The organism is Glaciecola nitratireducens FR1064, assembly GCF_000226565.1.
GTDB lineage: Bacteria > Pseudomonadota > Gammaproteobacteria > Enterobacterales > Alteromonadaceae > Glaciecola > Glaciecola nitratireducens.
The window spans coordinates 667,275-689,951 of record NC_016041.1 but is presented as its reverse complement, the minus strand read 5'-3'; the positions used below and the strand labels follow the sequence as shown (position 1 = coordinate 689,951).

Genomic DNA, 22,677 nt, shown 5'->3' with positions numbered 1-22,677 from the left:
ACTAGTCTAATACAATCTCAGACGGCAAGTTAAGAATAGAAAGTATGAGTATAGAAGTAAAGGTGCCAAAATTTATACTGTAAACCTTATATTTATTGAGCGAGCTCGACAGCAACGAGGCTTACTTTATAAATTCCATTTCTGGACGCGTGTTTAAGCCTCTATTCAAATCCTAGCCTTAGAAGTTCTACGAATGGACTGATTAGGGATGATACTGTCTGTTGGAATCGAACTACTAGGAGCTATAAAAGTGTGAAATGGTGCCGACTACCGGAATCGAACTGGTGACCTACTGATTACAAGTCAGTTGCTCTACCAACTGAGCTAAGTCGGCACACTAAAACAGGAATCTTGCTGCTGCAAGAAGGATGCGTATTGTATGGATACGGCGTTGATTGTCAAGCCTAACTTTTTAGTTTTTTTCGTTTTCTAGTCTTGTCGCTTCACTTTCCAATTTAGGGAAATATTCGACGGGTAAGAATTCGATAAGTTGCTTTAGCTTCTTACCCAAACTGGCGTGGGACTTTGCGACAACATTAATGTGGCCCATTTTGCGCTTTTTACGAACTTCTTTACCATACCAATGCAAATGCACATCTGGAATACCAATCAGGTCACGGCTAAAGGCGGTGCAACCAATGATATTCACCATTGCGCTTGTTCCGATGAGTTCTGTGCTGCCCAAGGGCAAATTTAGAACCGCTCGAATATGCTGTTCGAATTGGCTAGTAGAGCACCCTTGCTGGGTCCAATGACCCGAATTATGTACTCTTGGCGCTATCTCGTTAACGTATAGCTCTTCACCGCATTGAAACAATTCAACGGCTAGTACACCAACGTAATCCATTGCGGTTGCCAGCGTTTCAAAAATGTCCTTGGCTTTTTTCTGCAATGCCTCAGTCAATTGCGTAATTGGCGCGACTGAGACGTGTAGTTGCCCTTCGTGATGTAAATTTTCAGCTAAACTGAAACATGCTATCTGTCCGTCTTGGCTTCTTGCTCCAACTAACGAAATTTCACGGTCGAATTGCATCATTTTTTCAGCAATAACAGGCACTTTTTTTAAATCAAGGAGGGCAAAATCTTTACGCACATTGACCAGATCTGACGCAGAACTTATGCGCCATTGACCATAGCCATCATAGCCATCTCTGCTGGCTTTGAAGATAACTTTTTCACCCAAGCGCTCAACCACATCATCAAGCTGATCAACATGGTCAATAAGCAAATACTCACAGTTCGGAATATTATTTTTCACCAGCAACGCTTTTTCTCTAACGCGATCAGCTCCTGCCAATATAGAAGCTACGTTAGGATAAAGCTTCCCACTTTTGTCAGCGTCCAACAACAAGTGCTCTGGCACATGCTCAAATTCAACCGTTATTGCATTGGATTCTTCAATTGCACGATGTAATGGCACGCCCGTGGCCTTTTTTGATATTGGGTTGACGACGGTTTCCGTCACAACATCAACCGCACTGACGATCACGCCCAAAGGCGCAGCCGCCAAATACATCATTTGAGCAAGTTGGCCAGAACCATAAACTAAAACTCTCACTCTTCTAATTCCAAGTTTTGGTTACTCATAACAGTGTCAGACTGCTTTTGTCGAAACGCAATGATGGCGTCTCTTACTTTTGGCTCTTGCAGCGCAATAACCTGAGCGGCAAGTAAGCCGGCATTAGCAGCACCCGCTTCGCCAATAGCAAGCGTACCTACAGCAACACCCTTAGGCATTTGTACAATAGAAAGGAGTGAATCTAAACCGTTTAGTTGGCTAGACTTAACTGGGCAGCCGAATACGGGGAGATAAGTGTGAGCCGCGATCATGCCCGGCAAATGAGCCGCCCCACCTGCACCGGCGATAATAACCTGCACACCATGATCTGCTGCACTTTCAGCAAATTCAACTAATAAATTGGGAGTGCGATGGGCTGAAACTACTTTTGCTTCATATGAAACACCGAGCTCTTTCAGCATAAGAGCTGCTTTTTGCATCGTAGGCCAATCAGATTTTGAACCCATTACAATTGCAACTTGCGCCATTTTAATTACCACTTCAGTTAGTTAAAGCCAAGGGATCATACTAATAATTTTGGCTAGCCATTAAAAAAGCACGATATTATACGCAATATCGTGCTTTTTTTATAGCAATATTTAGCGCTTATTTTGCGCTATTCATATAATCCAGAGTTAAGTTCGTGAGAAGCTCTACACCAAGCTTCATACCACTGTCGTCTACGAAAAACTCAGGAGTATGATGCGCGGGCGAATCCGCTTCAGATACATCTAATGGCTTACCTCCCACCCATAGATAAATACCTGGTATTTCTTGTTGGAAGAAAGAGAAGTCTTCTGCGCCTGTCACCGCTTTAGAATCTATTACATTTTCTTTGCCAGCCGTGCGCACCAAGGTAGGCAGCACTTGATCCATCAGTGCTGGGTCATTAAAGGTAATTGGGTAACTATAGTCCAATGGCAGTATGACTTCAGCTTCAGCTCTCATACTATCCGCAATACCCTTTACTTTGCGTGGTATTGCTTCATACATATGTTCACGAGCAGCCTTGTTTAGTGTGCGGATAGTACCCACCATTGTGACTTCATTTGGAATAATATTAGAGCGATTTCCGCCATGAATAGAACCAATGGTAACCACAGCAGCGTCGTCAATTACTTTAATTTCTCGGCTAACTACAGTTTGCAGTGCCATAATAATTTGCGCTGAAGTAGTAATTGGATCAACGCTCTTCCAAGGATAAGCGCCATGGGCCTGCTTACCCTTCACTATAATTTTAAACGGGTCAACCGCTGCCATAATACCGCCGTGTTTATAGCGTACTTTACCAACGTCAGTGTTTGAACTGATGTGTAGACCAAAAATCACGTCTACATCAGGGTTCTTTAATACACCTTCTTGAACCATCACTTCTGCACCGCCTTTTTCACCAGATGGCGCACCCTCTTCAGCTGGCTGGAAAATAAACTTCACCTTTCCGCGCAATTCGCCTTTCATGTCGGTCAGGATCTTTGCAGCTCCCATCAACATTGCCATATGCGTATCATGTCCGCAGGCATGCATAACCGGCACTTCATTGCCATCTAACATGCCTTTAGCCGTAGATTTAAAAGGTAAATCATTCTGCTCAGGAACCGGTAGACCGTCCATATCAGCGCGCAAGGCAACTGTAGGCCCTGGCTTTCCTGAATCTAATATGGCAACAACACCAGTAATAGCGATACCGGTGGTGACCTCTAAGCCTAATCCACGCAAATACTTTTCAACATACTTTGCTGTTTCAAATTCGCGGTTTGATAGTTCAGGATTTTGATGCAAGTGATGGCGCCATTTAATCACTTCTGGCTCGATTTTATCGGCCATCATAGACACCTTATCGTGATCGTCAGCGTGCGCAATACCAGAAAGTGCAATTAGCGAAACCGCCGTTAAAGAAATTGCCGCTGGCTTGAATCTATTGAATAAAGGGAGTAAGCGTTTCATATTCAGGACCTACCTTGGTTTTATTATTGTTGGATATTGTTATTCGACTAGACGCGTTTCGTGCGCGCCAACGATGCACTAGACATTAGCGCAAAAGAGAGCAAATTACGAGCTTTACCCGTTTCCTAACCTGCTACTAAACCTACCAACTCTGCTGATAGAAACTATCGATAAGCACGCTAATTCCTAGCAACACTGGGATTGAAATCGTAATCGCTACATTTCCCCCCATCAAAGGCGTAAGTTCCTCGTTACTTGGAGTGTCTTTGCTGTCTTTAGTAATTCGATTCAATTTAATCCCCAAGTAAATACCAATTAATATAGGGGGCAAGGTTATAGCACTTATCAGCGGTAAGTAGTCGAAAAAAACTAATAATCCGAGCGTTACCAAACTAAATACTGCCATCGTGAGATACACGTAAACACCGGATGAGACGCCGTATTTTATTAGCCAATGATTGCGCCCATGGACTAAATCCGCTTTGATGTCAGGAAATTGGTTTAACAAGAGTAGGTTGTTAACCACAAAAAATGGAAGCAAACTAATCATTATCACATCAATTTGGAAACTGCCTGTCAACACAAAGTAGCTGCCGTTTACCAATAAAACACCAAAGGCTAAGCCTGGTGCAATGAGGCATAAAAATGGAAAGCGATTTATCCACTTTGTGTACGTAATGACGATAACAACACCTAAAAGACCGATACTCAAAATTTCTCGACCCGCTGTAAATGTAAAAAACAACCCGATAGAGCAACATATCAAAAGATTGATGCAAGCAAATACTAAGACAGTGCGTTTTGCTGCAGGCTGAGCAACTAGCGCACCACTTCCACCACTGAAAGGTGTGCGTTGCGTGTGTAAATCGAGTCCTGAACTAAAGTCTGCGTATTCATTGAGCATATTAACCGAGATATGAGCGCAAAGAGCACCGATACTAATCAATACAATTAAATGCCATTGCAAACTCTCCGTATTCTTGTAAGCCAGCGAAAAAGCAAGTAATAGGCAGGCTAGAGTTAACAAAAGGAAGGGCAATCGCATTGTGCCAACGACAGTTGCAAATGATGAGTTTGCTGCACTATTTATATTTTGTTGAGGAGCTATATTTTGGTCGGAGGCCATTGCGATATGATTATTTTAAGTTAAAGAGGATTTAAGTTATCAAACCGGACAGGGATGTAACATTCTTTTTGACCCTTCATTTGATTTAACGCAATTTTTATAAATACATTTCGTACACTCATAAAAAAACCGTGATGTTGAACACAGCACGGTTTTTTTTGTAGCGCATTAAGATTTACTTCATCAGTTTATCGATAAAATATCCTAATCAAACTAGCCTTTCTGGCGTTTCATTGACTCAAAGAACTCATCGTTCGTTTTCGTCATGGCTAAACGACCTATTAGGAATTCAATTGCATCGATTTCAGTCATATCGTGAACAATTTTACGCAGTATCCACATCTTCTGTAGTTCGTCTGGCGTCGTTAATAGTTCCTCACGACGAGTACCCGAGCGATTGATATCAATTGCAGGGAACACACGCTTTTCAGAAATCTTACGATTTAGATGCAGTTCCATGTTGCCCGTGCCTTTAAATTCTTCATAGATAACTTCATCCATTTTAGAACCGGTATCAATTAGGGCCGTTGCAATGATGGTTAAGCTACCGCCTTCCTCTACGTTACGAGCTGCACCAAAGAAACGTTTTGGCTTGTGCAATGCATTTGCATCAACACCACCCGTCAATACTTTACCTGACGATGGGATAACCGTGTTGTACGCGCGTGCTAAACGAGTGATTGAATCAAGAAGGATCACCACGTCTTTTTTATGTTCGACTAAGCGTTTCGCCTTTTCGATAACCATTTCAGCAACCTGAACATGGCGACTCGCTGGTTCATCAAAAGTTGAAGCAATAACTTCACCTTGCACCAAACGCTGCATCTCTGTTACTTCTTCAGGACGCTCATCGATTAACAAAACCATGAGCTGTGCTTCTGGGTGATTTGCCGCAATCGATTGCGCGATATTTTGCAGTAACAGTGTTTTACCCGCTTTAGGAGGTGCAACAATCAAACCACGCTGACCGCGGCCGATAGGGGCAGCCAAATCGAGTACACGTGCAGTAATATCTTCCGTACTGCCATTTCCACGCTCGAGCCTGAAACGCTCATTAGCGTGCAGCGGTGTTAAGTTTTCGAAGAGGATTTTATTGCGAGAATTTTCAGGTTTATCAAAGTTTACTTCACTTATTTTCAATAATGCAAAGTAACGTTCGCTGTCCTTCGGTGGACGAATTTTCCCAACGATCGTATCGCCTGTGCGCAAATTAAAGCGTCTAATTTGACTCGGTGATACGTAAATATCATCGGGTCCAGCTAAATAAGAACTATCACCTGAACGCAGGAATCCGAAACCGTCTTGAAGGATCTCGAGAACGCCGCCTCCAAAAATGTCTTCGCCGCCTTTTGCATGGGACTTTAAAATTGAAAATATAATATCTTGTTTTCTAGCGCGAGCGAGGTTTTCAAGCCCCATCTCTGAAGATAAGGATACTAATTCACTGATGGGTTTGTCTTTTAATTCGTTCAAATTCATATTGGTGGGTCTTTATGTTTAGGCTGCGTAAAAAAGTACAAAGAATAAATTACAAATTACTCGTTCTTTCTCACTATGCCCTATCAAAAGTAGTCTCTGGTTAAATTGTCAATTATTGAGGTTTGATTTTATGTTTTCTTCCAATGCAATTTTTGTATGCTGTTCGATTTCAGCAAATAACAACAATCGGCTGATACAAGCTAGAATCAATGAACTGCTTTAACAGTTCCTATTAATCGATGTTGCTTACGTTACCTAAATAAATAGGAAACTAATTAATAGATGACGCTGGAGGAATATAAAAAAGGTTAGCTCGGATGAGCGCCCAGTTAAGTTAGCACTAAATAAAGTTATCGTCCAGTTTTACAAAAAAATAACTTTATTTATAAAAAAGGCCAGCAAAAAAATGTTGGCCTTAAATTTTATAAGTTGATGATAGCTGTCTTGTATCTGACTTAAATATTTTCGTTCAAAAATTCAACCAGCTGAGTTTTTGACAATGCACCGACCTTCGTCGCTGCAACTGCACCATTTTTGAAAAGTAATAAGGTCGGAATACCACGAATACCATATTTAGGTGGCGTTTCGTTATTTTCATCGACATTAAGCTTGCCAACTGTTACCTTTCCATCAAACTCGTCAGCAATCTCAGATAAGATTGGGGCGATCATTTTACAAGGGCCGCACCATTCTGCCCAGAAATCAACTAACACAGGACCGTTAGCATTGATAACATCTGCTTCGAATTTTTCGTCACTCAACGAGATTATTTTGTCGCTCATTCTTTTCTCCAAATTTGGTCATCCGCTGAGACTTTCAGCTTTGCCCTATAGTGTTAATAGAAAATGTTCTTAATGCAAGCAATGATAAGCTATAAGCTATGCCACAAACACATTTAACAAATACGTCATTTTCCGATCTTCCGATCCATCCGCTGATTTTAAAGGCGCTTGAGGAAGCAAATTTCACCAAATGTACGCCAATTCAGTCAATGGCGCTCCCTCAATTAATTGCGGGAAACGACATTGCTGGTCAAGCGCAAACTGGGACGGGCAAGACCATTGCTTTCTTGGTGGCTACATTTCACCACCTTTTAAATAACCCAAAACCTGACAACGAGCCAAATAAACCGAGTCCCAGAGCTATTATTATGGCACCGACTCGTGAGCTTGCTGTGCAAATCTATAACGATGCGGAACTACTCAGTAAACACTCCGGTTTGTCGCTAAGTTTAATATATGGGGGTGAAGGATATGAAAGTCAACGGGATCAATTAACGAAAGGCGTAGATATTGTTATTGGTACAACCGGTCGTATTATTGATTATTACAAGCAAGATATTTTTTCCCTTAAAAACATACAAGTTGCGGTACTTGATGAAGCAGATCGCATGTTTGATTTGGGTTTTATAAAAGATATTCGCTACTTGTTTAGACGTATGCCTGATCCTACTCTGCGTTTAAGTATGCTTTTTTCTGCAACATTGAGCTTCCGCGTTCAGGAACTTGCTTACGAGCATATGAATAATCCGACGCACGTACAAATTGAGCCTGAAAAGAAAACAGCGACAAGAGTGACAGAAGAATTGTTTTATCCCTCTGACAAAGATAAACCACTGCTTTTACTAACGCTCCTTGAAGACGAATGGCCAGACAAAGCCATTGTATTTGCCAATACTAAATTTGGTTGTGAAACCGTATGCGCTTGGCTGCAGGCTGACGGACATCGTGTTGGCATGCTAAGTGGCGATGTTCCTCAGAAGAAGCGACTGAGTGTACTTGAAGACTTTACGAGCGGCGCAACAGACATATTGGTTGCGACGGACGTAGCTGCTCGCGGGCTGCACATTCCAAAAGTGACTCATGTATTTAACTATGACTTACCTGATGATGCCGAAGATTACGTTCACCGAATTGGTCGAACAGGTCGTGCTGGTGAAAGTGGCATTGCAATTAGTTTTGCGTGCGAAAAATATGCGTTGAATTTACCTGCAATTGAAATGTATATTGATCATCAAATTACAGTAAGCGATTATGATCCTGACAGCTTATTGAAAGACGTTAAACCGCCAGTTTTCCATCGTAAGCCTCGCGGCCGAACTGATGGTCGTCCTGGCAATAGAGGTGGTCGTTCTGGCGGGCAACGCCCAAGTGGCCCCAAAAGAAACCATCAAGGAAGAAACTAGAGGTAGCTGCGCTTGATCCAAGAAGTACCCAACACTGTTATTCAGGATGAATACTATGCGGCCGTTGATTTAGGCTCAAACAGCTTTCACATGGTTATCGTGAGGGTACTTAGCGGTAGCGTTCAAATAGTCAGTAAAAATAAACGTAAAGTAAGGCTCGCTGCAGGTCTCGATGATAACTTTAATCTATCAGAAGAGAGCATTCAGCGTGGCCTAGATTGTTTAAAAACCTTCCGCGAACAGTTAGATGATATCCCCAGAGCAAATATTAAAGTTGTAGCCACCGCGACACTTCGCATTGCCACGAATGCAGTTGACTTTGTCACGCGCGGAGAAAGAATACTTAATCAAAAAATCAATGTCATATCCGGTGAAGAAGAAGCGCGCCAAATTTATTTAGGGGTTGCTTACACCTCAGCAAACCAAGGTAATACGCTAGTTGTAGATATTGGCGGTGCTAGTACTGAAGTGATTATTGGTCGCGACATGCAGCCACTTCACTTAAACAGTGTTGACATGGGTTGCGTCACTTTTATGGAGAGGTACTTTCAAAATGGCATTATCAATGAAGCAAACTTCGATAATGCCCTCTCAGCGGCAGAAGAAATGCTGGCTCCATATGCGGCTACGTTTAAGTGCTTCGACTGGCAGCAGTGTCTAGGTGCGTCGGGCACACCGCAAGCGGTTGTTAGCATACTGGTAAAGCAAGGCATCAATGACGCTATTCGCTTAGATTACTTGTACGACCTGCGTGATCAAGCAATCGCGTGTCGACACGTTGATAGCCTGCACATTGATGGCTTAGCAGATTCACGCAGGCTAATCTTCCCAAGTGGCTTAGCGATTCTCATCGCGCTATTCAAGCAATTAAACCTAAACAATATGCAAATTTCTGGTGGTGCACTTCGCGAGGGCATCATTTATGGCATGTTGGACAATTACCAGCGAGCCGACCGCAGAACCCAAGGTATCAATCAACTTGTTTCTCGCTTTCATATCGACACTGCGCAAAGCGACAGAGTTCGCAAAGTAGCGATGGCCTTAAGCCGTCAAATGTGTGCCCAAAGTAATTTTTGCGACTTCGATACTGAAGCACTTATTTCCTCTGCAGCAGCACTGCACGAACTTGGCCTTCACATTGGATATAAGAAGTTTCATGAACACGGCGCATATATTTTAACGCACGTTGAATTAACCGGCTTTACTACGCTGCAACGTATGTTTATTAGAGATTTAGTCGGTATGCATCGTCAAGAAATTGATTTAGCAATATTTAATAACTACCAGCAAGATTTTAAAGAAATGCTGGTTAACGCATTACGTATTGTGAGAATTTCCGTAATTTTATGTACTCGCAGAAGAGACGATACCATACCCGCTCCTGCTCTTACCGTGAACAATCATGTTTGGCATTTGCGATTCGGGGAGGGTGTTTTACTATCTCAGCCATTGGTGCACGCAGAACTCATCCACGAAAGTTGGCTACAGCATAAAGCCGGATGGAAACTTATCTGCGAATAGCCCCCCGCTTTCCTATCGATATTCTATTTTCAAAATAAACTTATTATTAAGCCCTTGCTACTTCTTTCATGTCGCTTATTATTTAGACAATCAAAAGTTACATACTGTTGATTCCATATCTAGATAAGCAATTGATAAGTGCAGTTCGTGTCTTATTACAGCTTTTATATCTATATAAAAGTTGAGTAAGTTACGCTATTTGTCACAACTAAAATTGAGACATAAAGAGAGCATTATGAATAAGGATATGATTAAAGTTGTTCAATCAAAATTAAATAAGATGTACCGCTCCACACTAGTCGTCGATGGTATCGCAGGTAATGAAACACAAGCCGCACTGCAAAAAGTCAGTGTACTTCCTACCGAATGGAGTACCGAACGAAAGTTAGTCGGTTTCATTCAACATTTAGCAACTCTTTCTGGAATTGATGCAGGCCCAATTGATGGCAAATTGGGGCCTCAGACTGAGAGTGCTTACAGCGATTTAGTTTATAAACTAGCGCATGGAAAATTACCTGCTCCATGGCGTCAAGAAGAGTTTACTGGCGACGACAGCGGACAATGGCCTCTGCAAAACGAAGCATCTATGAACGCTTTTTATGGAGAAGTAGGCACTAATCAAGGCAAAGCAAACTCTCCCTACCCCCTCAAACTTGCTTGGGACACGGACAAAATTGTTAATCGCTTCACCTGCCATGAAAAAATAGCGACTGCAGTGGAGCGCGTTCTTCAGAGAGTACTTGATCATTACGGATTGGAAGAAATAAAACGACTCCGTCTCGATTTGTGGGGCGGAGCACTCAATGTGCGAAAAATGCGCGGTGGGAGTAAATGGTCAACTCACGCCTGGGGTGCATCTATTGATTGGGATCCAGCACACAATAAATTAAAGTGGAATAGAAGCCAGGCTACATTAGCTAGTCCTGAATATGATTTCTGGTGGAAATGCTGGGAAGACGAGGGGGCAGTCTCTCTGGGGCGCGAACAAGACCGAGACTGGATGCATGTTCAATTTGCTCGCTTGAGATAAATGATGCACCTTAGTTTTGTGTCATGTTCAAGCTGGGTAGTGGCAAAAATCATACACGCCGAAATTTGAACTTGAACCTTCGATACTTTTCTAGCGTTCAGCTATAAGCAGCGCGTTTTAAACAAACGCGCTGCTGTCACATTTCTCAAAAAAATGTGTTTATTGATTGCTCAAACGTTTGCCAAAAGAAATGGCGTATGCTGGTGAACGCATTCTTAACACTGGGTCTGCGCTTGGGGTGAAACCAGCAGACATCATATTAGGATCGAAGTTGGTATTTTTACAGGCATCACCGCCACTCGTTGTTACGGTAACTGTTCCTAGTGCAACTTGAGGACGCTCTGCAGGCCACTGCTGCGATGGGTCGATATCGCTATCTTCAGCTTCACCCAAACTTGCCATAATGGTAAAGCTCACCGTCCCCTCCTTAAGCTGCTTAGCAAACGTATCTGCAAGAAACGTTTCTGGCATCTTGGCGGCTTCATCTTTGTCTAAGGTTTTTACACCTAAACTTGGCTGTATATCCCAACGAAATTTGGTTTTTTCGCCGTTCGCGTTATCAAAATAAAAGGTGTGAAGACCAAAAAATGCGGTATTTGCAAATGAGGCAGGTGTTTTAGCCTGTTGATTCCACATAGCGTTTGCCTGCACCGAAGGATTCGCTTTAATGAAAGCCATCGTTTTCGCCGGATCTGTTTTTCCATTTTCATCAGGCAGCAATGTCGATAGGAAGCCAAAGAATGTTTCTGGATCTTTACCGGCAAAAACCGGGAAGTTATTGCCCGTAAAAGTATGGAATGAGCCATTAGGCAGTTTTATTTGCATCCCTAAACCGCGGGTACCAGGTGCTCTTTCATCGCTATTTGGATTTGCACCGCCTAAAGAGAATCGCATAGACACCGGTAGTTCGCCATTGCTCAATAGTGCAGCATCTTTGAAATGTTCATTTGCTGATGGCACGAATGTCCCCGCTGCACACATCCCTTTTGCATGGGCTTTTCGATAACCAGGATGTTTACCGCCGAGCTTCTCAAAAATATCGACTAAATCCGTTGCTTGAACTTCCTTGTCAGCTGCTGCTGCAGTTAAAGGTGTTGTTGCGCCTACAATCAATAGACAGGCCGCAATGCTTGATGCAATTATAGTGTGTTTCATATGTATTCCTTGTTATTGGTAATTACGCAGGCTTTAACACTAGATTGCAGCAAGCATTGCCGGACAATTCGATGTGTGAAAACTCTTTTGCGCTTTTTATAAAGACTAGCATGTTCTTTTTAGACACTAATCGTCATGAATCATAATGTGGCTGATGTAATTTTGATATACGCTCAGTTAAGAAAGTTTGCGCCACGACATTAGCCAGCAAAAAACGCTGATAAAGCCTAAACTTACACTCCACAATGCTGGCTTTTCAAACAAATACATGAGCACGGTTACTACTGAGAATGCTGCAGCCAAGTGACTGTAAAAACGAGCTTTCTGAGTGCTCTTAATGGCTTCAATTTGTATTTCATGCAGCCTTTGTTGTTCAATCGGACTACGTTTGATTTGCTTCATCGCGTCATACAATAGATCAGGCATTTCAGGCAACTTTTCACTCCAAAATGGTAAATTCTCATATACCTTTTTAAGCATAGCCTTGGGTCCAACCTGCTCTTTCATCCAATTTTCTAAAAAAGGTTTTGCAGTTTGCCAAAGATCTAATTGCGGGTAAAGCAGGCGACCGAGCCCTTCAACATACAATAAAGTTTTCTGCAGCAGCACAAGCTGCGGCTGCACGACCATGTTAAAACGGCGCGCTGTATTAAATAGTTGTAAAAGCACATTGCCAAAACTGATGTCTTCTAAAGGCTTTTGAAAAATGGGTTCGCAAACAGTGCGAATAGCCATTTCAAAATCGGCGATATTGGTGTCCGCAGGTACCCAGCCAGAATCAGCATGAAGTTCAGCTACTTTGCGGTAATCACGGTTGAAAAACGCGATAAAGTTTTCAGCTAAATAGCGCTTATCCTCTTTATTTAATGTGCCAACAATGCCGTAATCGATGCCAATATAACGCGGGTTTTCAGGGTGTTCTCTGCTGACAAAAATATTCCCGGGGTGCATATCCGCATGAAAGAAACTGTCTCTAAATACCTGCGTGAAAAATACCTCCACACCGCGTTCGGCAAGCAACTTCATGTTAGTGTTTTGGGCTCTTAATGCCACTACATCAGAGACCGGAATCCCAAAAATTCGTTCCATTACAATGACATCTTTACGACAATGATCACTATAAAAATGCGGCACATACAGGGAATCTGAGTCTTCGAAATTGCGTTTTATTTGAATGCCATTTGCTGCCTCTCTCAACAAGTCTAGTTCGTCGAGAATAGTGCGCTTGTATTCTTCTACAACTTCAACGGGACGCAAACGCTTACCGTCAGGAAGCCATTTCTGCAGAACTCGAGCGAGACTTGTGATCAACTCAACGTCCGCTTCAATAGTCTGTCTTATATTCGGTCTAAGCACCTTTATGACAACCTGTTTGTTATCACTTTTTAAGGTCGCAGAATGCACTTGTGCAATGGATGCAGAAGCGAGTGGTTTCGTTGTAAAATCAGAAAACAAAACCGATAAGTCTTGTATACCCAGCGAGCGTTTAATCATCTCTTGGGCTTTCTCAGGATCGAAGGGCGGTACGTTATCCTGCAGCATACTCAATTCTGTTGCGATATCGTTCGTAAGTAAATCGCGACGTGTTGACAACATTTGTCCGAACTTTATGTAAACAGGGCCCAGAGTCTCAAGCGCAAGACGCAAACGACGGCCTTCAGACTCGCTTTTGTGTTTGTTTGGCAGCCAAAAGATACAGCGGCGTGCAAAACGCACGTACCACGGCTTAAAACGTGCTGGTATTAGTTCGTCTAGCCCGTGCTGAAGCAGTACTTTACCAATGAGATAAAAGCGTTTAATTTGCACGTTAAGAGTCCTGCTCCGTTGTTTTCTTCGCTGTATTACCTGCGGTCGACCTAGCTTGCTTCTCCAAGATTGCTATACGTGCTTCCAATCTGGCAGCAGCATCTCTCACTTCGGACACTTCTTGTATATAATTTTCTACCATGATCGGCCTAACACCAATTGGTTTGTCATCAAGTATCACTCTGCTTAACGCTTGCATGGCTGTTTTATGATTGCGCTTAATAAACTGGCCAAGAGAGTCTGCACTCTGCACTGCATTGTGCGCAGCAATATCACCAACATGTTTAGATAGAATTTCCTCGATATCAATATTTAAACCATTAAATAGAGCACTCATATTTTGCGCAATTTGCAAATTTCCGTCAAAATCTAATTTATGTTCGCGAATGAGTCGAGTAATGTTACTGGTGTCTTTTAGTTCATTAATAATGAACACAGACAGGCGAATGGCGCATTGATTTTTGTTTTGACTCTTTGCTTGTGGCGTTTGCGCGATAATTTGCTCACTACCGTCATTCACAATTGAACTGACTGCAACACCTTTTGAGTGAAAGTTAAAGACGAGTGGAAAGGCTAACTCATGCAGCTTTATTTCGCACTGCTTACCAATGAGTGGCTGCAACAAAACACCGCTGTCTTCATCCAAAGACAGGATTTTGTTCATTGCAAATTCAATCGCACTTGTCATCACTTGAGCTTGATACATTTAGAACTTAAAACCTCTATGCAAAGCAACAATACCGCCGGTTAAGTTAGTGTAGCTGGTTTGTTCAAAACCGACCTCCTTCATCATTCCCTCGAGTGTCTCCTGATCGGGATGCATACGAATAGACTCTGCCAAGTATTGATAACTTTCAGAATCATTAGCAACCAACTTGCCCATTTTGGGCAATAGATGAAATGAGTAGGTGTCATAAATCTTGCTCAACATCTCACTGCTTGGCTTAGAAAATTCTAAGACTAATAAGCGGCCACCGGGCTTGAGTACCCGATAAATAGAAGCAAGTGCATTCAATTTTTCTGTCACATTGCGTAAACCAAAAGCCATCGTAACTAAGTCGAAATGATTATCTGGAAATGGCAAGGCCTCAGCATTTGCCTGCACATAATTAAGGTTAGACATGATGCCCATGTTCGTGAGTTTTTCTTTCCCCACCATCAGCATCGAGTGATTAATATCAGCCAGTGTCACTTGCCCTGTCTCGCCCACGATACGACTAAACTTAGCGGCTAAGTCACCGGTTCCACCGGCCAAATCCAGTACTTTCTGGCCAGGACGTATACCACTACAATCAATGGTGTAGCGCTTCCAAATGCGATGAATACCAAGCGACATCAAATCATTCATCACGTCATACTTCGCTGCAACTGAATGAAAAACATCGGCGACCATCGATTCCTTTTGGTCTTTCGCAACTTGCTTAAAGCCAAAGTGCGTTTGCTCTGCAGCATCTTCTTGCGTTGAATCCAGATGATCTAGCAAATTCTCGCCATGCTCATCGTCGTGCTTTGGTGCTGATGTTTGTTTTGTGCTTTGCATTTTAATGGCTTCTTTTTAGGATTTTGATATTGATGAGCGGTGTATTTTTTACTGCATTGAGCTTTATGCCATCAGTCATTTACTCATCAGGCAGCTCAAGAACGCTCATACGCTATCTATTCGTTCGATTGTAGCGAAAAATCGGCGTAAATACATCAAGTAAGCTAAACCATACCCACGTAATTGTCACCGCAGCTGAAAGAAACAAGTTGACTGAGCTCTTGCAGCGATAGGCCACTCTCTTTTTGCCATGTAAAAAATGTATTTTGGATGGCGGTTAAACTGCGCTTTGATCTTGCTGAACCACTAATTAAACCGTGTTCATGGAAATAAGCTTCGACGTCGCGGCTCAACAAAAATGTATCTACGCCCAAGGTTCTCAGCGCATAAGGCCCCGTATTTCCACCTAATCTTGCACCGTTTTTCTTGAGAAAGTCCCATAAGCCAATTAAATCATCTTTCGGCCATTCGCTGATAAACTTAGCAAAGCTACCGTGCTTGCGTCGAACGTCTTCAATCATGAGGGCATTTTCGCGTATCGTCTTAACTTTGTTGAAATTTCGAATAATCGCGGGGTTACTTGCCTTCTGCTCCAACATCTCATCAGGTATTAACAATATTTTGTCTATATTAAAACCAAAAAAAACGTCTTCGAAGTCTGGCCATTTCTGACGCACAACCCGCCAGACGAAGCCAGATTGAAACACTTTCTTAGTAAACTCGGCTAAAAAACGATCGTCAGGTATGTCGAGAACTTGCTTCTTGCTCGCCGGTTGCGAAAGCAATTCCTTCACCATTGCCTCACTGCCTTTACGTTTAATAACGCGATCATACAGGCTCGCAAAAGCTTCAGCTTTTACGCTGATGTCTTTTGCATTACCTACACTCATGCTGCAATGCCTGAATGGCGTAGTAATGCATCAACTTCAGGCTCACGGCCTCTGAAAGCGACAAACAATTCCATAGGCTCTTTGCTGCCGCCCATTTCGAGGATGTTGCTTAAAAAATCTCGCCCAGTCTGTTGATTAAAGATGCCTTCCTCTTCAAAACGACCAAACGCATCTGAGGAGAGCACTTCAGCCCATTTATAGCTGTAGTAACCCGCAGCGTATCCACCCGCAAATATGTGTCCAAAACTGTTTTGAAACCTGTTAAATGCAGGCGGTATGACTACGGCTACCTCTTGTCTTATCTCGTCTAAAATACTTTGTACTGATTTTTCGGCGCTGCTTTGTTGATGTAGCGTAAAATCAAACAAACTAAATTCAAGCTGACGCACCATTTGCATTGCCGATTGGTAATTTTTTGCAGCTAACATTTTATCTAACAACTCGTTAGGCAGTGCTTCACCCGTTTCAAAGTGACCCGATATAAAGCTTAAGGCTTCTGGTTGCCAGCACCAATTTTCGAGAAACTGACTCGGTAACTCAACCGCATCCCAAGCGACGCCACTGATCCCGGAAACGCCACCTGCGTCTATTTTTGTCAACATATGATGTAAACCATGCCCGAATTCATGAAATAAGGTCACCACTTCATCATGAGTGAACAAGGCTGGCTTACCATCTACTGGACCGTTGAAGTTGCAAACCATGTAGGCGACAGGCAGCTGTATTTCGCCATTAGACAAACGTCTGCGACTTCTACAAACGTCCATCCATGCACCACCGCGCTTTTTCTCGCGGGCATACAGGTCAAAGTAAAAAGAGCCTCGATGTTGATTGTCAGCATCAAAAATTTTATAAAACGATACATCTTTATGCCATATATCAACGTCTGTTTGCTGCTCTATACGCAAACCATATAAACGCGAAACTACCTCAAACAAACCACTAACAACTTTATGCTCAGGGAAGTACGGACGCAGTTCCTCATCTGATATTGCATATTTTTTCTGCTTTAATTTTTCGCCAAAGTAAGTGTAGTCCCAAGGCTGTAACTCTGTTTGAGCATCTGACTGCGCTGCAAAATCGACAATTTCTTGAAGCTCATCTTGTGCTTGTGGTTTCGAACGTTTTGCCAAGTCTCGTAAAAACTGTGTAACTTGCTCTGTCGATGATGCCATTTTAGTGGCCAGCGAACGCTCCGCATAAGAGCTGAAACCAAGTAATGATGACGCTTCTTGTTTTAACGCAAGCATTTCATCAATGTGGGCAGCGTTGTCGAACTCCCCAGCGTTAGGGCCCTGGTCTGACGCTTTGGTGTTGTATGCGCGATACATTTCTTCGCGCAAATCGCTACTATCGGCGTACAGCATAACCGGCAAGTAACTTGGGATATCAAGAGTGAACAACCAACCTTGCTTATCTTTGTTCCTTGCTGTCTGCGCCGCTGCGGCTTTCGCAGACTCTGGCAAACCGGCAAGTTGTGCTTCATCCGTCACATGTTTCGTCCACGCCATCGTTGCATCCATGACATTGTTGCCAAATGTTGATGACAAGTCAGATAAGCGACTCTGAATCTCGGCGTAACGTTTCTTTTTGTCGTCCTCTAGTCCAACTCCCGACAGCGTAAAATCGCGAATAGCGTTAGTCACCACTTTTTGCTGAGCTTCATTCAATGTTGCAAACTCATTGCTCTCACGAAGCTGCTGGTACAAAGAAAACAAACCCTTGTGCTGACCAACCCACGTGCCAAATTCAGACAGCATCGGCAGGCACGCATCATGCGCTTCGCGAAGTTCGTCGCTGCTAACGACAGAATTCATGTGGCCCACTGGAGACCACATTCTTGCCAAAATATCGTCGGTGTCGTCGATGCGTTCAACCACCTCAGCGTAAGTAGCGTTTCCATTTTTAACCACTTCATCAATCGTTGATTTACAGTTTTCTATCGCTTTTTTAATCGCTGGAACAATATCTTGCGTACTAATTTGTGAGAAAAGAGGAAGGCCGCTCACGTTTTCAATTGCATTCATAAAAAATCTCATCGTTATTCGTTGTTGCCAAGAAAATAAGTGGCAAATAGATACATTTATAATTGGGTATTCCGAATGGGATCACAATGGTAAATAAAACTTTTTTTGAAGGAAAACTTGATAATTGCGGTCTTGTAGGCATATTTAGCACACTAGTTTTATAGCAGTGACCCTTTTAGGAACAAAATGAATACAAGTACTCAGAACGCAAAAGCGAAAAATCATTTCGACTATATCAGCATTGGCGGCGGCAGCGGCGGTATAGCATCTGCGAATCGCGCATCAAAATACGGCAAAAAAGCCGCTATCATTGAAGCTAAAGAGATTGGCGGAACCTGCGTCAATGTGGGCTGTGTACCCAAAAAGGCCATGTGGTTTGGTGCACAAGTCGCAGAGGCTATCCACAAATATAGTCCGGATTACGGATTCGACGTTACCGTAAACAGTTTTAGTTGGACAAAACTAGTAGAGAGCCGCACAGCATATATCGACCGCATCCACCAGTCGTATGATCGCGTGTTAGGCAAGAACGGCGTAGAGCTTATTAAAGGCTTCGCTACGTTCATCGACAATCACACGATAGAAGTCAACGGAGATATTTATACCGCTGACCATATCACTATCGCTACCGGTGGACGTCCGATTAAACCAACGATACCAGGGGCAGAACTCGGCATTAACTCTGACGAGTTTTTTGATATTACCGAACAGCCTAAACGAGTAGTCGTCGTGGGCGCCGGATATATTGGCGTCGAGCTAGCGGGCGTAATGCACTCTTTGGGTTCAGAAACCCATTTATTGGTCCGTCGCGAAAAACCACTGCGTAACTTCGACGATATGTTGTCAGACACACTCGTAGAAATAATGGCTGAAGAAGGCCCTAAACTGCACCCTTTCACCGAAGTAACATCGATTGAAAAACAGCCAGATGGCTCGCTAAAAGTGAACCTTAATACGGGTTGGCATATAGATTGTGATGCTCTAGTTTGGGCCATTGGTCGCGAACCCGCAAACGATAAAATAAAGCTTGAAAATACAGACGTAGAACTCGATGAGAGGGGTTACATAAAGGTAGATAAATACCAAAATACGACTGCTGAAGGCATATACGCGGTGGGTGATAATATCGGAAAAATCGATCTAACACCGGTTGCTGTTAAAGCGGGTCGTTTATTGTGTGAGCGTCTATTTAATTTTCAAACAGAGGCACACATGGATTACGACCTAATCCCAACGGTTGTGTTTAGCCACCCCGCTATTGGAACCATGGGCTTAACTGAAAAAGAAGCCATTGAGAAATACGGTTTATCAAACATCAAAGTGTATAACTCTAGCTTCGCTGCTATGTATACCGCGGTTACTTCGCATCGACAAGCGACAAAAATGAAGTTGGTTTGTGCGGGCATTGACGAAAAAGTGGTGGGTCTGCATGGTATTGGTTTCGGCATGGACGAAATACTGCAAGGTTTTGGTGTTGCGATTAAAATGGGGGCAACAAAAGCTGATTTTGACGCCTGTGTTGCTATTCACCCAACCAGCGGTGAAGAGTTTGTGACGCTTACTTAAGCCGAAAATACTGGCAACAATTAGCGCTATTGCAAGTTTCGCTACAGCTACCTTTTTAAAAGCGCATGAACATAGTTCATGCGCTTTTTTTATTATTACTTCAATGCGTCTTCAATGAACAAAAACACACCGAGCTTAATTACATTAATTTAGCAATATCACTCATATTCACACGCAAGCCAGCAATGCGTTTTTTAGTATTCACATCATCTTTTGCAGGTTTGATATCACGCGCCAATTGATTAAGTGAGGCAGCTAACGACTTGTTTTTAGCGCCCTTCGATACTGACTCCTTCGCACTTTCGAGTAAAGTTGTGGCCTTATCGATATGGGCTTGGGCTAAACCACCGTTACGTGTTAGTTGATCAATGAAAGCCAAACCAATAACAGGGTCTGCAGGCCAAGTGACTTGGAATTGCTGCTGCGGATTAAACGTATCGCCCATATCAGCTAATTTAGCCGCCGCAAGCTCGTTTTCTGTTAGGAACTCGCTAACCTGCAAATCCATTACGTCTAAACCTCGCAGGATTTCCGTTCCATATATCTTGCCGTTATACCAATATGTTGACCAGTAACCAGCAATCACCATGCGCTCATCATGAATTGGGCCACGATCGAAATAAGCAATTTCAACAGGATTAGCCGTGTCGGTAAAATCGATAACAGACAAACCACCCTGATACCAAGCTTGCACGAAAATATCTCTGCCCGGCACTGGAACCACCGACCCATTGTGGGCTACACAATTTTCCTGCTCTGACTGCGGCGCACCAATTTTATAATAACTTTGAAATGTTAGCTTACCGTCTTTCACTTCATAAAATGCATTTGCACCCCAGTTTTTTGGGTCTGAAGCTCTACAACGGGCTTGCGTGCCGCCGCCCCATTCATCGGTAAATAACACTTTTGTACCCTCATTGTTAAACGTAGCTGAATGCCAATAAGCGAAACCAGTATCGGATACTTCGTCAATGCGTTTTGGCTGAAGTGGGTCAGAAATGTCCAACAATATGCCGTTACCTGAACATGCACCCGCCGCTAACTTCAATGCAGGAAAGACAGTGATATCATGACATTGATCGGTAATACTTGTATCTTGAGTGCCGTCACCATGGTCGCCACCGCGCCATAGACCGGATAAGCGTCCTTCGTCGTCAGCAAAAACTGCAGGGCTTGACGTGATACGCGCTTTGGCTGGGTCTTTCACCGGTATTTCAATAACGTCAATACGAAACAATGCCGTGCGAGTATCTCCTGGAACTTCGCCAATACAACCGGCCAATTCTTCTTCGTCTCGAACGCCTGCTGTACCTGAGTTATACACAACAATCTTTTCGTCATCAGAGGATACGATTGAATGGGTATGTGAACCTCTGCAGGTTTGTACTAAGCCAACTTGTTTTGGCATCGTCATATCTGAGATATCAAATATCCGTAAGCCACGAAAACGTTCATCACTCACATCATCGCTGATACCTTGTAAACCGCAGTCAATGCGACCTCGAGTTTGTTCTACCGACATGATCAGTAAATCGCCCACAATGGAGACGTCGCCCTGACCGCCCGGACAGACGATCGAACTGGCTAAGCTTGGCTCACCGTTGTCGTCTAAATTATAAATATTGAAGCCATGATAATTCCCTGCAACAAGCGTATTGCCTGAAAACGCCATATCGGTATTCCAGAAGCTAAGCAGCGGCCAGCGTTCGGCCCACTCTGTTTTTGCGTCACCACCTTCTTCATCTTCACGACTTTCGGATTTTTCATCCGCGCTAGGCATTTTAACCGGCGGTAAATTTGAAGGGTTTTCAGGATCGAAGAAACCGTTTGGCCGTGGTAGTGTTTTAATCAGCGTCAGGTTCAAGGCTGCTTCACCTGCATCCCGGAAGCCTGCGCTTAGTCCTACCCTTTTGTCGGTCGACAAACCCGACAACAAAAGGTCCATGCGAGTGATTTCAGCTTTTTGGTCGTTGACTATATCGTTGATAAAGTCATATAAAATGGGATCGTAAGCTGAGCCTGACTGCTCAAGTAAATCATCCACCATTCTTACCGCACCCTCATGATGCGGTATCATGAAAGTTAAAAACAAGCGGTCAAAATCTGTTCCTTTTGCAGCAGCGAGTTCATCCATTTGCGCTGGTGTTGCCATGCCCATTAGACTGTGGTCCATATGCATTGAGTGATCAATATCAGTCGCTTCATTTCGCTGTTCTAACCAGTCCTTCATGAATGCAATTTCATCAGCTTGTGATTTGCGAATGCGACCCGCTATGTCGATTATCTCCTTATTATTGGTTCTGTCCTCCACTAGTATAGCCATACTCACCGCTTGCCCATGATGCGGGATCATGTTCTGCATAAACATAGCATCGTCACGTGTGAAACTTGTATTGGCAATTTTGACTGCATCTTCTGCGCTGAGCGAACGTGATGTTTGCCCAGGAGCACCTGGCTGAATAATAGGCGGAGTAACTTGGCTTTTTTCGGCCGGCATTTGGGCGGCACAAGAAAAATTTAACACGCTTAAACTCAAAAGAGCCGTCGTTGAAAAAACAGTTTTACGAGTGAAATTTGGAATGTTAGTTCGGGATATTGGCATGAAAGACAAGTCCTTTTGAAAAGTAATTAATTTTAATTTGGCAACACATTAGTTCGAATAATAATCAGTGTAAAGTTTTCAAGAAGCTAAATGAGTAAAAAAAGACAATCAAATGTAAAATATTTATGTTTTTTATGTTAAAACTACTAAGTTATTGACTCTGCTTTTAATAGAGTAGTTACAATAAATGAATTCAATAAAGCGTGCTTATAAACATGTTTTTAATCAATTTTTAGCCCAATACTGAG

Annotated in this window: 17 protein-coding genes and 1 tRNA gene; 4 read left to right on the top strand and 14 right to left on the bottom strand. The window is 43.0% G+C overall.

All coding sequences use genetic code 11. The annotated features are described in order from the left end of the window. Positions 1 to 258: 258 nt before the first annotated feature. From GNIT_RS02935 to trxA, 7 genes are all read right to left on the bottom strand, one after another. Positions 259 to 334, bottom strand: a tRNA-Thr gene (locus tag GNIT_RS02935). A 78-nt stretch (positions 335 to 412) separates the two neighbouring features. After that, positions 413 to 1,558 (bottom strand): 5-(carboxyamino)imidazole ribonucleotide synthase, encoded by a 1,146-nt coding sequence (locus tag GNIT_RS02930; RefSeq protein WP_014107645.1) that lies wholly within the window; start codon positions 1,556 to 1,558, stop codon positions 413 to 415. Continuing rightward, the gene (purE, locus tag GNIT_RS02925; RefSeq protein ID WP_014107644.1) at positions 1,555 to 2,046 is read right to left on the bottom strand and encodes a 5-(carboxyamino)imidazole ribonucleotide mutase; all 492 of its coding nucleotides are present in this window, start codon (positions 2,044 to 2,046) and stop codon (positions 1,555 to 1,557) included. Before purE ends, GNIT_RS02930 begins: the two co-directional genes overlap by 4 nt. 118 nt (positions 2,047 to 2,164) lie before the next feature. Continuing rightward, on the bottom strand, positions 2,165 to 3,385 hold the full coding sequence (locus GNIT_RS02920; protein ID WP_238526962.1) for an amidohydrolase: 1,221 nt from the start codon (positions 3,383 to 3,385) through the stop codon (positions 2,165 to 2,167). 259 nt (positions 3,386 to 3,644) lie between these two features. After that, positions 3,645 to 4,469, bottom strand: coding sequence for a prenyltransferase (locus GNIT_RS02915; RefSeq protein ID WP_238526931.1), 825 nt, complete (start codon positions 4,467 to 4,469; stop codon positions 3,645 to 3,647). 372 nt (positions 4,470 to 4,841) lie between these two features. Next, complete coding sequence (gene rho, locus GNIT_RS02910; RefSeq protein WP_014107641.1) at positions 4,842 to 6,107, bottom strand: transcription termination factor Rho; 1,266 nt, start codon at positions 6,105 to 6,107, stop codon at positions 4,842 to 4,844. 455 nt (positions 6,108 to 6,562) lie between these two features. Beyond that, positions 6,563 to 6,889, bottom strand: a complete 327-nt coding sequence (gene trxA / locus GNIT_RS02905) for a thioredoxin TrxA (protein ID WP_014107640.1) — start codon at positions 6,887 to 6,889, stop codon at positions 6,563 to 6,565. 98 nt (positions 6,890 to 6,987) lie between these two features. Here trxA and rhlB point away from each other — a divergent pair, with 98 nt between their 5' ends. From rhlB to GNIT_RS02890, 3 genes are all read left to right on the top strand, one after another. Continuing rightward, complete coding sequence (gene rhlB / locus GNIT_RS02900) at positions 6,988 to 8,292, top strand: ATP-dependent RNA helicase RhlB (RefSeq protein WP_014107639.1); 1,305 nt, start codon at positions 6,988 to 6,990, stop codon at positions 8,290 to 8,292. 12 nt (positions 8,293 to 8,304) lie between these two features. Then, positions 8,305 to 9,813, top strand: a complete 1,509-nt coding sequence (locus GNIT_RS02895) for a Ppx/GppA phosphatase family protein (protein ID WP_014107638.1) — start codon at positions 8,305 to 8,307, stop codon at positions 9,811 to 9,813. Positions 9,814 to 10,048: 235 nt separating this feature from the next. Next, positions 10,049 to 10,843 carry a hypothetical protein gene (locus GNIT_RS02890; protein WP_014107637.1) on the top strand — a complete coding sequence of 265 codons (795 nt, stop codon included), beginning with the start codon at positions 10,049 to 10,051 and terminating at the stop codon, positions 10,841 to 10,843. Between the two features lie 159 nt (positions 10,844 to 11,002). On the opposite strand, the gene GNIT_RS02885 is transcribed toward GNIT_RS02890, so the two are convergent. The 6 genes from GNIT_RS02885 to prlC form a co-directional block, all read right to left on the bottom strand. Then, positions 11,003 to 11,998: a catalase family peroxidase gene (locus GNIT_RS02885; RefSeq protein ID WP_014107636.1), complete on the bottom strand. Its 996-nt coding sequence runs from the start codon at positions 11,996 to 11,998 to the stop codon at positions 11,003 to 11,005. 177 nt (positions 11,999 to 12,175) lie between these two features. Further along, positions 12,176 to 13,804 (bottom strand): ubiquinone biosynthesis regulatory protein kinase UbiB, encoded by a 1,629-nt coding sequence (ubiB, locus tag GNIT_RS02880; RefSeq protein ID WP_014107635.1) that lies wholly within the window; start codon positions 13,802 to 13,804, stop codon positions 12,176 to 12,178. 1 nt (position 13,805) lies between these two features. Continuing rightward, positions 13,806 to 14,510 (bottom strand): ubiquinone biosynthesis accessory factor UbiJ, encoded by a 705-nt coding sequence (locus GNIT_RS02875; RefSeq protein ID WP_014107634.1) that lies wholly within the window; start codon positions 14,508 to 14,510, stop codon positions 13,806 to 13,808. Continuing rightward, on the bottom strand, positions 14,511 to 15,344 hold the full coding sequence (gene ubiE, locus GNIT_RS02870; protein ID WP_014107633.1) for a bifunctional demethylmenaquinone methyltransferase/2-methoxy-6-polyprenyl-1,4-benzoquinol methylase UbiE: 834 nt from the start codon (positions 15,342 to 15,344) through the stop codon (positions 14,511 to 14,513). 164 nt (positions 15,345 to 15,508) lie between these two features. Next, positions 15,509 to 16,234: a DNA-3-methyladenine glycosylase I gene (locus GNIT_RS02865; RefSeq protein WP_014107632.1), complete on the bottom strand. Its 726-nt coding sequence runs from the start codon at positions 16,232 to 16,234 to the stop codon at positions 15,509 to 15,511. Next, positions 16,231 to 18,261, bottom strand: a complete 2,031-nt coding sequence (gene prlC / locus GNIT_RS02860; RefSeq protein ID WP_014107631.1) for an oligopeptidase A — start codon at positions 18,259 to 18,261, stop codon at positions 16,231 to 16,233. Before prlC ends, GNIT_RS02865 begins: the two co-directional genes overlap by 4 nt. 186 nt (positions 18,262 to 18,447) lie before the next feature. Between prlC and gorA the strand changes: the two genes are divergently transcribed. Beyond that, positions 18,448 to 19,827 (top strand): glutathione-disulfide reductase, encoded by a 1,380-nt coding sequence (gorA, locus tag GNIT_RS02855; RefSeq protein ID WP_014107630.1) that lies wholly within the window; start codon positions 18,448 to 18,450, stop codon positions 19,825 to 19,827. Between the two features lie 139 nt (positions 19,828 to 19,966). Here gorA and GNIT_RS02850 read toward each other — a convergent pair whose 3' ends face one another. After that, positions 19,967 to 22,429 carry a DUF305 domain-containing protein gene (locus GNIT_RS02850; protein ID WP_014107629.1) on the bottom strand — a complete coding sequence of 821 codons (2,463 nt, stop codon included), beginning with the start codon at positions 22,427 to 22,429 and terminating at the stop codon, positions 19,967 to 19,969. Positions 22,430 to 22,677 lie beyond the last annotated feature (248 nt).